General features: G+C 70.7%; 12 protein-coding genes. 1 reads left to right on the top strand and 11 read right to left on the bottom strand.

What is annotated here, in order from left to right; genetic code table 11:
- Window positions 1-27: 27 nt before the first annotated feature.
- The 4 genes from ABIE65_RS21155 to ABIE65_RS21140 form a co-directional block, all read right to left on the bottom strand.
- On the bottom strand, window positions 28-990 hold the full coding sequence (locus tag ABIE65_RS21155; protein WP_354080482.1) for a 2-hydroxyacid dehydrogenase: 963 nt from the start codon (window positions 988-990) through the stop codon (window positions 28-30).
- 33 nt (window positions 991-1,023) lie between these two features.
- A complete protein-coding gene (locus ABIE65_RS21150) occupies window positions 1,024-1,344 on the bottom strand; it encodes a hypothetical protein (RefSeq protein WP_354080481.1) in 321 nt (106 codons plus the stop codon).
- A gap of 147 nt (window positions 1,345-1,491) precedes the next feature.
- Window positions 1,492-2,352: an HTD2 family dehydratase gene (locus ABIE65_RS21145; protein ID WP_354080479.1), complete on the bottom strand. Its 861-nt coding sequence runs from the start codon at window positions 2,350-2,352 to the stop codon at window positions 1,492-1,494.
- Complete coding sequence (locus ABIE65_RS21140; RefSeq protein ID WP_354080478.1) at window positions 2,349-3,476, bottom strand: CaiB/BaiF CoA transferase family protein; 1,128 nt, start codon at window positions 3,474-3,476, stop codon at window positions 2,349-2,351. The genes ABIE65_RS21145 and ABIE65_RS21140 overlap by 4 nt, the downstream gene beginning before the upstream one ends.
- A 306-nt stretch (window positions 3,477-3,782) precedes the next feature.
- Between ABIE65_RS21140 and acnA the strand changes: the two genes are divergently transcribed.
- A complete protein-coding gene (acnA, locus tag ABIE65_RS21135) occupies window positions 3,783-6,455 on the top strand; it encodes an aconitate hydratase AcnA (protein ID WP_354080477.1) in 2,673 nt (890 codons plus the stop codon).
- Between the two features lie 79 nt (window positions 6,456-6,534).
- On the opposite strand, the gene scpB is transcribed toward acnA, so the two are convergent.
- From scpB to ABIE65_RS21100, 7 genes are read right to left on the bottom strand one after another with little or no spacing between them, the layout of a single operon-like run.
- A complete protein-coding gene (scpB, locus tag ABIE65_RS21130) occupies window positions 6,535-7,200 on the bottom strand; it encodes an SMC-Scp complex subunit ScpB (RefSeq protein ID WP_354080476.1) in 666 nt (221 codons plus the stop codon).
- Window positions 7,201-7,203: 3 nt separating this feature from the next.
- Window positions 7,204-8,094 (bottom strand): segregation and condensation protein A, encoded by an 891-nt coding sequence (locus ABIE65_RS21125; protein WP_354080475.1) that lies wholly within the window; start codon window positions 8,092-8,094, stop codon window positions 7,204-7,206.
- Window positions 8,091-8,789, bottom strand: coding sequence for a site-2 protease family protein (locus tag ABIE65_RS21120; RefSeq protein ID WP_354080473.1), 699 nt, complete (start codon window positions 8,787-8,789; stop codon window positions 8,091-8,093). The genes ABIE65_RS21125 and ABIE65_RS21120 overlap by 4 nt, the downstream gene beginning before the upstream one ends.
- Complete coding sequence (gene nagZ / locus ABIE65_RS21115; protein ID WP_354080471.1) at window positions 8,786-9,877, bottom strand: beta-N-acetylhexosaminidase; 1,092 nt, start codon at window positions 9,875-9,877, stop codon at window positions 8,786-8,788. Before nagZ ends, ABIE65_RS21120 begins: the two co-directional genes overlap by 4 nt.
- On the bottom strand, window positions 9,849-10,682 hold the full coding sequence (locus tag ABIE65_RS21110; RefSeq protein ID WP_354080470.1) for an SPOR domain-containing protein: 834 nt from the start codon (window positions 10,680-10,682) through the stop codon (window positions 9,849-9,851). The genes nagZ and ABIE65_RS21110 overlap by 29 nt, the downstream gene beginning before the upstream one ends.
- Window positions 10,682-12,436: an arginine--tRNA ligase gene (argS, locus tag ABIE65_RS21105; protein WP_354080469.1), complete on the bottom strand. Its 1,755-nt coding sequence runs from the start codon at window positions 12,434-12,436 to the stop codon at window positions 10,682-10,684. Before argS ends, ABIE65_RS21110 begins: the two co-directional genes overlap by 1 nt.
- Entirely contained in the window at window positions 12,436-13,620 is a 1,185-nt protein-coding gene (locus tag ABIE65_RS21100; RefSeq protein ID WP_354080529.1) for a deoxyguanosinetriphosphate triphosphohydrolase, read from the bottom strand. Before ABIE65_RS21100 ends, argS begins: the two co-directional genes overlap by 1 nt.
- Window positions 13,621-13,632 lie beyond the last annotated feature (12 nt).

Below are 13,632 nucleotides of genomic sequence, written 5' to 3'. Positions count from 1 at the left end.
GGGAGCGGGCGACCGCTCCCGTCGATCTCAGTCCAGTTCGGGGATCACCCAGAGCGGCGGTTCGCCGCGGGCGACGCGCTGGACATTGTCGAAGGCGTTGCGCAGGCGGGTGCGGTTGCTGTCCCAGGTCGGGCCGGCGAGGTGCGCGGTCAGCACCACGTTGTCGAGGCCGAGCAGCGGGTTGTCGGGCTTCGGCGGCTCCTCGGCGAAGACGTCGAGTCCGGCGCCGGCGATCTTGCCGGACGAGAGCGCGGCATGCAACGCGGGCTCGTCGACGACTGGGCCACGGGCGGTGTTGACCAGGATCGCCGACGGCTTCATCAGCGCCAGTTCGGCCGCTCCGATCATGCCCGCGGTCGACGGGTTCAGCGGCGTGTGCAGCGAGACGATGTCGGACTCGCGCAGCAGTTCGCCGAACAGGCGGAAGCGCACGTCCAGCGCATCCTCGCGGTCCTCGGGCAGGCGGTCGATGTCGTAATAGATGACGCGCATGCCGAACGCCTGGGCCAGGCGCGCGGTCTTCTTGCCGATCGTGCCGAGGCCGACGATGCCGAGCGTGCGGCCGCGCATCTCGTAGACGCGCGGCATGGAATTGCCGCGCCAGCGGCCGGCGGCGACGTTGTTGTGCTGCCAGACCAGCCGGCGCGAGACGGCCAGCATCAGCAGGATGGCGTGCTCGGAGACGGCGGTGGAATTGGCGCCGCCATTGTTGGCGACCGGCACCCGCGCCTTCACGGCTGCGGCGAGGTCGGCGCGGTCATAGCCGGCGTTGAGCAGCTGGATCAGCTTCAGCTTCGGCGCCGCCTTGTAGAGTGCCTCGCGGATCTGCCCGTCCACATAGCCCACGAGATAGTCGGCGTCGGCGAGGGCGGCGAAGAACTCCGGCGTGCCGGCGCTGGTCATGACCGTCTCGAAGCCGGCCGGTGCCATCTCCATGGCCAGGGCGTCGTTGTCGGCAGAATATTTGGTGAGGACGATCTTGCCGCTCATGCGGGGCTGCTCCGGGGCTGTTGGGCGCTGATGTCAGGCAGGAAGAAAACCGGCGATCTCGATCATCTCGCGCGAGCGGGTGACGCGGTCGCCCCAGACGCGGTCGAACTCGGCGACGAGTTGGTTCAGCGTCTCGGGGCCGGTCGCGGCGCGCATCGCGGCGGCGTCGGCAAAGTCGTAGATCGCGTAGTGCACCGACGGGTCGGTCAGGCTCCAGCCGCGGCGGGCCGAGCGCGCGCCGAACATCCGCACCGCGTCGGGCAGGTGCTCGTCGGCGTACCATTTGTCGAAGGCGGCGCGGTCGGCCTCCGCGGCCACCACCGCGCGGACCATGAAACAGGCACCTGGATTCATCGGGGTTCCTCCGCCGCGCGATCTGGCGTCGCGTCGGCTCGTCAGCCTAGCGCGTGCCGTGGCGACGCGGAAGAAGGGGGCCGGGCCCGCGCGCTTCGAGGCGCGCCCTGCGGGCGCTCCTTAGCACGAGGGCCCTTTGTCCCGGAGTCAGCCGAAGCGCGCGGTGGCCAGCGTGCCGAGGTTGCCCTCGGGCGTGATCGACCAGAGCTCGACGGTGTTCGCGTCGGCGCCCGGCTTGCCGGCGACCTTGAAGGGTGCCGTATCGAACAGCGGCGCGCGGGCCTGAAAGTCGAAGCCGGTCAGGGTGCGGCCCGGCATGTTCTTCAGGGCCAGTTCCTGCAGGAAGGTCGCCGTCAGCGGCCCGTGCACGATCAGGCCCGGATAGCCCTCGACCTCGGTCACGTACTTGCGGTCGTAATGGATGCGGTGGCCGTTGAAGGTGACCGCCGAGTAGCGGAACAGCATCACCGGGTTCGGCTCGACCGTCTCGATCCACGTGTGGTCGGACGGCGCCGGGTTGGTCTTGCCGCTGTTGCCGGCGGGCGCGTTCGGCGGGGGATTGTCGCGGTAGACGATGTCCCACTGCTCGGTCATCGCCAGGCCGTCGGCGCCGAAGAAGTCGTTGTCGACGGTGCAGATGACCAGCGTGCCGGTGCGGCCCGGCTTGATCTGCACGTCGGCGATCCTGGAGACGCGGCGCATCGCCTCGCCGACGCGCAGCGGCTTGATGTATTTCGTGCGCGCGCCGCCGAACATGCGCCGTGGCAGCGGCACCGGCGGCATGAAGCCGCCGCGCGCCGGATGGCCGTCCGGGCCGATCTGCGAGGCCGGGACGCGCGGCTGGAAGAAGCACCAGTGCGCCATCGGCGGGATCGGATCGCCCTCCTTCGGCACGTCGGGCTTGTCGAGCAGGGCGTAGAGGCCGTGCACCATCTGAGCGGCGGCGCGCTCCTCGACCTCCTCGGTGCGGCCGATCCAGTCGCGCAGGTGATTGAGGTCCTGAGTCATGCCGCGAATTCCTTCCTGATCGCTTCGCCTTGCTGGTCGAGATCGGGGACGGCGCCGCCGACCGGCGCCTCGCCCGCATAATAGGTCGCCGGTGCGGTGACGCTGACCGGGCCGGCCGAGGTGTCGACGGTGACGCGGCGCAGGGCCGGGTGCTTCGACAGGTCGGCGACCGAATTGACGCTGCCGAACGGCACGTCGCCGGTGCGCAGCCGGTCGTGCAGTTCCTGGCGGGTCAGCGTGCCGGTGATGCCCTCGATGACGCCCTCGACGAAGGGCCGGTTGTCGACGCGCGCCACCGTCGTCGCCGAGCGCGGATCGGTCTTCAGGTCGGGGCGCAGCAGCACGTGGTCGCAGAAGCGTTCCCACTCGCGCTGGTTCTGCACCGCGATCAGGGTCTTGGCGCCATCCTTCGACGAGAAGGCGCCGTAGGGCACCAGCAGCGGATGACCCAGCGCAATGCGTGGCCAGGGCCGGTTGCCGTATTCGTGGTGCAGCAGCGGTCCCGCCATCCAGTCGGCCATCGAGGAGAAGAGCGAGGCCTTCACGCCCTTGCCCTTGCCGGTCTTCTCGCGCTCGTAGAGTGCCTGGAGCACGGCGGCGTGGGCGAACATGCCGGTCGCCACGTCGCAGGCCGAGACGCCGATGCGGCACTGTTCCTCCGGCGTGCCGGTGACCGAGCAGATGCCGCTCTCGGCCTGGATCAGCATGTCGTAGGCCTTCATCTGGCTGTAGGGCTCGCCCACCTCGCCATAGCCGCTGATGTCGACGGTGATCAGGCGGGGGTAGCGGGCCCGCAGCGCCTCCGAGCCGAAGCCGGCGCGGTCGATGGCGCCCGGCGCCAGGTTCTGAATCCAGACGTCGGCCTTGGCCAGCAGCCGGTGCAGCAGATCCTGGTCCGCCTGCGCCTTGATGTCGATGACCAGCGATTCCTTGCCGCGGTTCAGCCAGACGAAATAGGAGGACTGGCCGTGCACGAAATTGTCGTAGGCGCGGGCGAAGTCGCCGCCGGACCGCTCCAGCTTGATGACCCGCGCACCGCCGTCGGCGAGGCGGCAGGACAGGAAGGGGGCGGCGACCGCCTGTTCGAGGCTGACGACGAGGAGTCCGTCGAGGGGACCGGGCATAGAGGAACTGTCTCCCGTGCTGACCCCCGGCGCGATGGCGGCCGGCAAATGTCCGTGCCTTCCGGGGCCGGCCGGACTTCGCAACATCCCGGCCGGCCGGTCAAGGGGGAAGCGGCGCGCGACGAAGCCACTCGGTGTAGAGAAGGAGTTCGGCGCGGTGGCGCGTGCGGCTTGATTAGTGCCGGGAACCTTCCCGCAGATTGCGTTTCCTCCCGTAAGTGCTTAATCAGAGCCTCATACCGCGCCAGCGATTCCAGATCGTTCCGCACCCGGCATAGCCGCACGGCCGACCGAAGGAGAGACCCCGTGTCAGTGACAGGCCAGGACACCCTCAAGACCCGCCGTACGCTCAAGGCCGGCGGCAAGAGCTACGACTATTTCAGCATCGAGGAGGCGTCCAAGACCCTCGGCGACGTGTCGCGCCTGCCCTTCTCGCTGAAGGTGCTGCTCGAGAACCTGCTGCGCTACGAGGACGGCCGTACGGTCAAGGTCGACGACCTGAAGCAGTTCGCGGCTTGGCTCGGCGAGCGCAAGTCGAACGCCGAGATCGCCTACCGTCCGGCGCGCGTGCTGATGCAGGACTTCACCGGCGTCCCCGCCGTGGTCGATCTCGCCGCCATGCGCGACGCGATGCAGGCCCTGGGCGGCAGCGCCCAGCGCATCAATCCGCTGGTGCCGGTCGACCTCGTCATCGACCACTCGGTGATGGTCGACGCCTTCGGCAACGACAAGGCGTTCGTCGCCAACGTCGAGAACGAGTTCGAGCGCAACCGCGAGCGCTACGAGTTCCTGCGCTGGGGCGCGTCGGCCTTCCACAATTTCCGCGTGGTCCCGCCGGGCACCGGCATCTGCCATCAGGTCAACCTGGAATATCTGGCCCAGGTGGTCTGGACGGCGACCGAGGACGGCAAGGAGATCGCCTATCCCGACACGCTGGTCGGCACCGACAGTCACACGACGATGGTCAACGGCCTCGCCGTTCTGGGCTGGGGCGTCGGCGGCATCGAAGCCGAAGCCGCGATGCTCGGCCAGCCGGTCTCCATGGTCATCCCCGAGGTCATCGGCTTCAAGCTGACCGGCGCGCTGCGCGAGGGCACCACGGCGACCGACCTCGTGCTCCGCGTCACCGAGATGCTCCGCAAGAAGGGCGTCGTCGGCAAGTTCGTCGAGTTCTACGGCCCCGGCCTCGATTCCATGACGCTGGCCGACCGCGCCACCATCGGCAACATGGCCCCCGAGTACGGCGCCACCTGCGGCTTCTTCCCGATCGACAAGGAAGTGCTGAACTACATGCGCCTGACCGGCCGCGACGAGGGCCGCGTGGCGCTGGTCGAGGCGTACGCCAAGGCGCAGGGCATGTGGCGCGACGCGAACACGCCCGATCCCGTCTTCACCGACAGCCTGGAACTCGACATCGGCACGGTCGAGCCGGCGCTCGCCGGCCCGAAGCGTCCGCAGGACCGGGTGCTGCTGTCCGGCGTCGCACCGCAGATCAAGAAGATGCTCGACGACGCCGGGACCAACCGCTCGGTCCAGGTCGAGGGCGAGAACTACCAGATCTCCGACGGCGACGTGGTCATCGCGGCCATCACCAGCTGCACCAACACCTCCAACCCCAGCGTCATGCTGGCGGCCGGCCTGCTCGCCCGCAACGCGGTCGCCAAGGGCCTGAAGGTGAAGCCCTGGGTGAAGACGTCGCTGGCGCCGGGCAGCCAGGTGGTGACCGACTACTACAACGCGGCGGGCCTGACGGACTCGCTCGACGCGTTGGGCTTCAACCTCGTCGGCTACGGTTGCACGACCTGCATCGGCAACTCCGGCCCGCTGAACGAGCCGATCGCCAACGCGATCGATTCCGCGGACCTGACCGTCGGCGCCGTGCTCTCCGGCAACCGCAACTTCGAGGGCCGCGTCCATCCGCAGGTGAAGGCCAACTACCTGGCATCGCCGCCGCTGGTGGTGGCCTATGCGCTGGCCGGCAGCCTGAAGATGAACCTGACCGAGGAGCCGCTGGGCAAGGGCTCGGACGGGCAGGACGTCTATCTGCGCGACATCTGGCCGTCGAACCAGGAAGTGGCCGACACCATCCGCCAGTTCGTCACGCCGGAGATGTTCCGCGAGCGCTACGGCAACGTGTTCGAGGGCCCGAAGGAGTGGCGCGACCTCGCCACCACCAACAGCGAGGTCTATCGCTGGAACGGCGGCAGCACCTATGTGAAGAACCCGCCCTATTTCGAGGACATGCCGCGCGAGCCGGGTGCGGTCAGTGACGTGACCGGCGGGCGCATCCTCACCCTGCTGGCGGACAGCATCACGACCGACCACATCTCGCCCGCCGGCTCGATCAAGCGCGACGGACCGGCCGGCGAGTACCTGCTGGAGCATCAGGTTCGCCCCGGCGACTTCAACTCCTACGGTGCCCGCCGCGGCAACCATGAAGTCATGATGCGCGGCACCTTCGCCAACATCCGCATCAAGAACGAGACGGCCCCCGGCACCGAGGGCGGCGTGACCAAGTACGCGCCGACCGGCGAGGTGATGCCGATCTACGACGCCGCCATGCGCTACATGGCCGACGGCGTGCCGCTGATCGCCATCGCCGGCAAGGAGTACGGCACGGGCTCGTCGCGCGACTGGGCGGCGAAGGGTACGCGCCTGCTAGGCATCAAGGCCGTCATCGCCGAGAGCTTCGAGCGCATCCATCGCTCGAACCTGGTCGGGATGGGCGTCCTGCCGCTGGAGTTCAAGGATGGCCAGACGCGCAAGACCCTGGGTCTGGACGGCAGCGAAGTCATCGACATCGTCGGCGTCGAGCAGGGCCTGAAGCCGCGCATGGACCTGACCTGCCGCATCCACCGCGCCGACGGCAAGGTGGACGAGATCCAGCTGCGCTGCCGGATCGATACGCTGGACGAGGTCGACTACTACAAGCACGGCGGCATCCTGCCCTACGTGCTGCGCAGCCTGATGGCGGCCTGATCCGGCGGGCCACGGCCTGCCTCGGCAGGCCGTGTGGACGGCGTTCGAGAAGGGTGCAATTCGGGAAGGGCGGGGCGGCCTAAGGGTCGCTCCGCCCGTTTTCGTTCGGGGGCTCGTCCTGCGGCTCGTCGAGTGCCTCGGCGGCCTGTTCGTCTTCCGTCTGGAAGGCTTCCGGCAAAGCGGCGTCGTCGGGGCGGCCGATCGCCGTGGCGGCGGGCCGGGCGTCGAGCAGGCCGGAGGCGCGCATCTCCTCCAGCCCCGGCAGGTCGGCGATGGCGTTCAGCGAGAAATGCTCGAGGAAGGCGTCGGTGGTGATCCAGGTCAACGGCCTGCCGGGGGCTTCGCGCCGCTTGCCCGGCGCCACCCAGCCCGCCTCCAGCAGCACGTCGAGGGTGCCCTTACCGAGGGACACGCCGCGCACCTCCTCGATCTCGGGGCGGGTGACCGGCTGGTGGTAGGCGATGACCGCCAGCGTCTCCATCGCCGCGCGCGACAGGCGCTTCGGCTGCGGCCGCTCGACCCGCAGGGTGGGCGCGATGTCGGCGGCGGTGCGGAAGGTCCAGCCGCCGGAGACGGCGGTGAGCTCGACGCCGCGGCCGCGGTAGTGCTCGGTCAGTTCGGCCAGCAGCGCCCGCACGTCGGTACCCTCCGGCAGGCGTGCGGCCAGTTCCGCCTCCGGCACGGGCTGCTCGGCCGCGAAGATCACGGCCTCGGCGATGCGGATCAGGCTGAAGTCGGCTTCCATGCTTCAGTCTTCGGGATCTGCGCCGTCTTCGGCAACCGTTTCGTCGCCCGCTTCGTCCTCGTCGTCGCCCATGCGCGGCGGCGCCGGCCGCAGCAGCAGCGGGCCGAAGGCCGCGTCCTGGCGCAGCTCGACCCGGCCGGCCTTAGCCATCTCTAGGGTGGCCGAGAAGGTGGCGGCGATGGCGGAGCGGCGGTAGACGCCGCTGCGCAGGTTCGCCGGCAGGAAGCTCGACAGCGCCTGCCAGTCCGCGGCGCCGGGCGGCATGCGGCCGAGCATCCGCTCCAGCCGCTCGAACGCGTCGTCGAGGGAGTAGAGATCGGGCGCGGTCAGCACGAACTGGCCCTGGGCGCCGCGCCGACGCAGCGCGGTGTAGGTGCGCAGCAGGTCGAACAGGCTGGCGCTCCACTGCGGCCGGCCGATGAAGGTGATGCCCTCCGGGGCCCCGCGCGCGAACACCTCCTCGCCCAGTTTCGGCCGGGCGAACAGCCGCACCGCGCCCTCCTGCATCGCCTCCAGCCGGCGCAGCTGGAAGGCCAGCGCCTCGGCCATCTGCTCGGCGGTCGGCGGCGTCGTATCGGCGTGCGGCGGTGGCAGCAGCAGGCGGCTCTTGAGGTAGGCGAGCCAGGCGGCCATCACGAGATAGTCGGCGGCCAGTTCCAGGCGCAGGTTCTGCGCGCGCGCGACGAAATCGAGATACTGGTCGGCCAGCTTCAGGATCGAGATGCGTGCGAGGTCGACCTTCTGGTCGCGCGCCAGCGACAGGAGCAGGTCGATCGGCCCTTCGAACGTGCCGAGGTCGACGACGAGCGCCTCGTTCTCGCGCGGCACGGGCGCCGCCTCGAACGCGTCCCCGGTCGTCTGCCCGGTCGTCTGGTCAGTGGTCTGGCCGGTCATCCGGCGAATCCCGCGACCGTCAGGACCAGCACCGCCAGGGCATAGGCCGTGCCGAGGATGACGCTGGAGAAGAGGTCGAGATCCATGCCGATCCGGTTGCCGAGGAAGGGCAGGAGGAAGACGAGGCCGAGGACGATCAGCAGGCCCCAGCGTTCCAGCCGGGCGAAGGGCACGGCGAGGCGGTAGGGCAGCAGGCCGGTCACGATCCGGCCACCGTCGAGCGGCGGCAGCGGCATCATGTTGAAGACAGCGATCACGAGGTTGAAGAGGATCGCGTTCTCCAGGTTGCGCCCCGCCCATTCGAGCGCGAAGGACGGCAGGTAGGGCAGGGTGTGGAGCAGCAGCGCCGCCACGAACGCGATCAGCAGGTTGGCGGCCGGGCCGGCCGCGGCGACCAGGACCATGTGCCAGCGCGGATTGCGCAGCCGCTCGACGGCGACCGGGACCGGCTTGGCGTAGCCCAGCATGAAGCGGCCGCCGGACAGCAGCAGGATCATCGCCGGCAGGACGACCGTGCCGAAGGGGTCGACATGGCGCAGCGGGTTGAAGCTGACGCGCCCGAGCCGCCGGGCCGTGTCGTCGCCGAGTTTCCAGGCGGCCCAGCCGTGCGCCGCCTCGTGCAGGGTGATCGCGAGCAGGACGGGCAGGGCCCAGACCGAGACCGCGCGGGCGAGATCGGCGATATCGGGGATCAAGCGTCCGACCCGGTGCCCGTGCCGGTACCCGCCTCGGCGCGTGCCCGCAGCGCCGCGAGGCGCGTCCAGCCGGCCTCGGCGTCGAACGGGGCGGGCCTGCGCAGGTGCGACCGGGCGGAGCGCCAGCGGCGCAGGCCGTCGGCGTCGAGCCGCCCGGCCGACGCGGCGACCGCCTCCATCTCCACCATGCGGCCGTTGCAGTGCAGTGCTACATCGCAACCGGCGGCACGCGATGCCGCGGTGCGCTCCGCCAGCGTGCCCTGCAGCGCCGCCATCGACAGGTCATCGCTCATCAGCAGGCCGTCGAAGCCGATGCGCCGGCGGATCACCGTGTCGATCACGGTGGGCGACAGGGTGGCGCAGCGGTCGGCGTCCCAGGCGGGATAGAGGATGTGGGCCGTCATCGCCATCGGCACCCCGGAAAGGGCCTTGAACGGGGCGAGGTCGAAGCCGTCGAGTTCGGCGTCGGACGCCGTCACGACAGGCAGCGCGACATGGCTGTCGGCGTCGGCGCGGCCATGCCCGGGGATGTGCTTGGCGACCGGCAGCACGCCGCCTTCCATCAGGCCGCGGGCGTAGACGGCACCCAGGTCGGCGACGACGGCGGGGTCGCCGGAAAAGGCGCGGTCGCCGACGATCGGGTCGCGGGCGTCCGGATGCAGCACGTCCAGCACCGGCGCGCAGTTCACCGTGATGCCCAGGGGATGCAGCATGTCGGCGGTCAGGCGGGCAATTAGGAAGGCCGCTTCCCGCCCCGCCTCGCGTTCGTCGGCGTAGAGCGCGCCCGCGATCGCGGCCGGCGGCAGCCTGCGCCAGAACGGCGGCTGCAGGCGGGCGACGCGGCCGCCCTCCTGGTCGATCAGCACCGGCGCGTCTGCGCGGCCGACGGCGGTACGCAGGTCGTCGACGAGGGCGCGGACCTGGTCCGGTGCCGTGCAGTTGCGGCGGAACAGGATGAAGCCGAGCGGATCGGCGTCGGCGAAGAAGCGCCGTTCGGCCGCGGTCAGCGATTCCCCGGAACAGCCGAGGATGGCGGCGCCCGGCGCCGCGGGCCGGTCTTCAGGGCGCGACGACGATGCAACCGACATTGCGGGCCTTCAATTGGCTGCACAGCATGTCCGCCAGGGTCTTCTCCGGCAGCGGCCCCGCCTGCACGCGGTGATAGACGCCGCGGCTGCCGAGGTCGACGCGCTCGTAACTGGCCTCCAGCCGGCCGAGCAGGTCGGAATTGGCCTTGCGCGCACGCTCCCACGCGGTGCGCGCCTCCGCCTCGCTGCGCAGCGAGGCGATCTGCACGCGGTAGCCGCCGCCACGCGACGGCTGCGGCGCCCGTGCCGTCTCGGCCGGCTGAGCCGGCGGTGCCGTCTCGGCCGGCTGGGTGGGCGGTGCCGGCGGCTGTGCCGGGGTGGGGGCGGGCGTCGGCACCGGCAAGGCCTCCGCCGGCCTTTCCTCCGGCGCCGGCGCCGGCGTGCGCTCCTCCGGCCGCGGCAGCGGCGAGACCGTCACGCCTTCGGACGGCACAGGCGGCGCCTCAGGTTCGGCCGGCATCGGCGGCGGCCGGTCCACCGGCTCCTCCGGCCGCGGCAGCAGGGTGGCGTCTTTCGGCGACGGCGGCGGCGCGTCGGACAGCAGCTGTTCGTAGACCAGCTTGTCGCGGAAGGGCACCTGCATCCCGCCGGGGTCGTCCGGCTCGGTGCGGAGGGGATCGGTGCGGGCGGTGATTAGCGGCACCTCGCTGTCCACCATGGCACTCTTGCCCATGGTGTAGGCGTACCAGATCGCCCCGCCGAAGGCGGCCAGCACGACCACGGCGCCGACGACCGGCAGGCGCCGGCGTGCCCGCACCGGCAGGCCCGGCGTGCCGCGGTCGCGCCTCCTGTCGACGGGCGGCATCAGCGCATCTCCTCGGCGGCTGCGATGCCGAAGACCTGCAGGCCCGAGGCGACGACCGTGGCCACGCCCTTCAGCAGCGCCATGCGGGCCATGGTGGTCTCCGGCGCCTCCGGCAGGATAAATCGCAGGCTCGGGTCCTCGCGGCCCTTGTTCCACAGGGCGTGGAACAGGAAGGCGAGCTCGGACAGGTAGAAGGCGAGGCGGTGCGGCTCGTGCGCCTGGGCCGCACCCTCGACGATGCGCGGCCACGCCGCCAGCGCCTTGATGACCGCCAGTTCGTCGGGATCGGTCAGGCGGTCGAGCGGCGCGTCGGCGAGCGCTGCGGCCGACAGGTCGACGCCCGGCATCGCCTCCGCAGCGTTGCGGAAGACCGAGCAGGCGCGGGCATGGGCGTACTGGACGTAGAAGACCGGGTTGTCGCGCGACTGCTCGACCACCTTTACCAGGTCGAAGTCGAGCGCGGCGTCGTTCTTGCGCGTCAGCATGATGAAGCGGACGACGTCCTTGCCGACCTCGTCGACCACCTCGCGCAGGGAGACGAAATCGCCCGAGCGCTTCGACATGCGCACCAGTTCGCCGCCGCGCAGGATGCGCACCAGCTGGCAGAGCTTCACGTCGATCTCGGCCTTGCCGCCGGTCAGCGCCTGGACCGCGGCGTTGACCCGCTTCACGTAGCCGCCGTGGTCGGCGCCCCAGACGTCGATCAGGGTCTGGAAGCCGCGGTTCACCTTGTCGAAGTGATAGGCGATGTCGCTGGCGAAATAGGTCCAGCTGCCGTCGGACTTCTGCAGCGGCCGGTCGACATCGTCGCCGAAGGCGCTGGAGCGGAACAGCAGCTGCGGCCGCGGCTCCCAGTCCTCGATCATCTTGCCCTTCGGCGGCTCCAGCACGCCGCGATAGACGTGGCCGCCGTCCTCCAGCGTCTTCACCGCCGCGTCAACCTTGCCGCCCGCCACCAGGGCGCGCTCGGAGGCGAACAGGTCGTGGCGGATGCCGACGGCCTCCAGGTCCTCGCGGATCAGCGCCATCATGGCGTCGATGGCGGCGTCGCGGACGACCGGCAGCCAGGCGCTCTCGTCCTGGTCGCGCAGCGCCGTGCCGTGCCGCTCGGCCAGCATGTGCCCGACGGGCACGAGATAGTCGCCGGGGTACAGCCCCTCGGGCACGTCGCCGAGCGTCTCGCCCAGCGCCTCGCGGTAGCGGTGGAAGGCGGAGCGCGCCAGCACGTCGACCTGGGCGCCGGCGTCGTTCACGTAGTATTCCCGCGCGACGTCGTAGCCGGCCTTGGTCAGCAGGGAAGCGAGGACGTCGCCGAAGACGGCGCCGCGGCCGTGGCCGACATGCAGCGGGCCGGTCGGGTTGGCCGAGACGTATTCGACGTTGACGCGCGTGCCGGCACCGACGGTCGAGTCGCCGTAGGCGAGGCCGTCGCGCAGCACCTCGCGCAGGCGGTCGCGCCAGAAGGCGTCGGACAGGCGCAGGTTGATGAAGCCGGGCCCGGCGACCTCCACCGCGGCGACGTCGGGATGCTCGCGCAGGCGCGCGGCAACCCGCTCGGCCAGGTCGCGCGGCTTCATGCCGGCGGGTTTGGCCAGCACCATGGCGGCGTTGGTGGCGACGTCGCCGTGCGTCGGGTCGCGCGGCGGCTCGGCCGAGATGCGGTCGAGGTCGAGCCCGGCCGGCAGCGTGCCCGCGGCGGCGAGATCGCGCAGGATGTCGGCGGTGACGGCTTGGAAGCGGCTGAAGACGTTCATCAAGTCTTGCTGTAGCGGTCGAACAGTCGGAAATGCTCGTCGAGCGCGAACCGATCCGTCATCCCGGCGATATAGTCGGCGGCGACCCTGGCCGTCCGGGCGGTACCCGGTGCGTCCGCGAGCGCCCGCCATTCGTCGGGCAACGTGTTCGGCTCCGCGTGGAAGAGCGCGAAGAGGTCCTTTACCACACGACGCGCCTTGCTGGTCATCCGGTTGACCCGCCAGTGCCTGTACATGTGGGTCCAGAGGAACTGCTTCAACGCGCGGTCGTGCGCCTGCATCTCGTCGGAAAAGGCGACGAGCGGCGCCGGCAGCCCGCGCACCGCCTCGGCCGAAGCCGGCTGCGCGGCCGCGATGCGCCGCCGCGTCTCTGCGAGCACGTCGGTGATCATGACGTCGATCATGCGTCGGACGACCTCGTGGGCGAGGCGCGGCCGGTCGAGGTCGCCCCAGCGGTCCCGCACGGCACCGATCAGCGGCCCGACCAGCGGCAGGCCGGCGAGGTCGGCCTCGTCGAACAGGCCGGCGCGCAGGCCGTCGTCGACGTCGTGGCTGTTGTAGGCGATGTCGTCGGCCAGTGCGGCGACCTGGGCCTCGGGACCAGGGAAGGTATCGAGGTCGAGCGGGTGGCGCGCGTCGTAGGCGGCGATCGCCTCGGCCGGCACGGCGCCGGCGGCCGCGTGCGGGCCGGCGGCATAGGGTCCCCTGAGCGGGCCGTTGTGCTTGACCACGCCCTCCAGCGTCTCCCAGGTCAGGTTCAGGCCGTCGAAGGCGGCATAGCGGCGTTCCAGCCGCGTCAGGATGCGCAGCGTCTGGACGTTGTGGTCGAAGCCGCCGTAGGCGGCGAGGCCGTCCTGCAGCGCGCGCTCGCCGGCATGGCCGAAGGGCGTGTGGCCGAGGTCGTGGGCGAGCGCCAGGGCTTCGGCCAGATCCTCGTCGAGGCCGAGGCTGCGCGACAGGGACCGCGCGATCTGCGCCACCTCCAGCGAGTGGGTGAGGCGGGTCCGGTAGTGGTCGCCCTCGTGATAGATGAAGACCTGGGTCTTGTACTGCAGGCGCCGGAAGGCGGTCGCATGGATGATGCGGTCGCGGTCGCGCTGGAACGGCGTCCGGTTGGCCGATTCGGATTCGGGCACGAGCCGGCCGCGCGTCCGGTCGGCGCGGGTGGCGAAGGGGGCGCGCATGGCGCGGACACT

The sequence above is a fragment of the Constrictibacter sp. MBR-5 genome, assembly GCF_040549485.1.
Classification (GTDB): domain Bacteria; phylum Pseudomonadota; class Alphaproteobacteria; order JAJUGE01; family JAJUGE01; genus Constrictibacter.
Note: the sequence above shows the minus strand (reverse complement) of the source record. Positions and strands in the feature narration are given on the sequence as shown.

Coding starts and splice junctions, on each gene's coding strand:
- ABIE65_RS21155 (WP_354080482.1), bottom strand. CDS start 990: ATGAGCGGCAAGATCGTCCTCACCAAATATTCTGCCGACAACGACGCC.
- ABIE65_RS21150 (WP_354080481.1), bottom strand. CDS start 1,344: ATGAATCCAGGTGCCTGTTTCATGGTCCGCGCGGTGGTGGCCGCGGAG.
- ABIE65_RS21145 (WP_354080479.1), bottom strand. CDS start 2,352: ATGACTCAGGACCTCAATCACCTGCGCGACTGGATCGGCCGCACCGAG.
- ABIE65_RS21140 (WP_354080478.1), bottom strand. CDS start 3,476: ATGCCCGGTCCCCTCGACGGACTCCTCGTCGTCAGCCTCGAACAGGCG.
- scpB (WP_354080476.1), bottom strand. CDS start 7,200: ATGGAAGCCGACTTCAGCCTGATCCGCATCGCCGAGGCCGTGATCTTC.
- ABIE65_RS21125 (WP_354080475.1), bottom strand. CDS start 8,094: ATGACCGGCCAGACCACTGACCAGACGACCGGGCAGACGACCGGGGAC.
- nagZ (WP_354080471.1), bottom strand. CDS start 9,877: ATGTCGGTTGCATCGTCGTCGCGCCCTGAAGACCGGCCCGCGGCGCCG.
- ABIE65_RS21110 (WP_354080470.1), bottom strand. CDS start 10,682: ATGCCGCCCGTCGACAGGAGGCGCGACCGCGGCACGCCGGGCCTGCCG.
- argS (WP_354080469.1), bottom strand. CDS start 12,436: ATGAACGTCTTCAGCCGCTTCCAAGCCGTCACCGCCGACATCCTGCGC.
- ABIE65_RS21100 (WP_354080529.1), bottom strand. CDS start 13,620: ATGCGCGCCCCCTTCGCCACCCGCGCCGACCGGACGCGCGGCCGGCTC.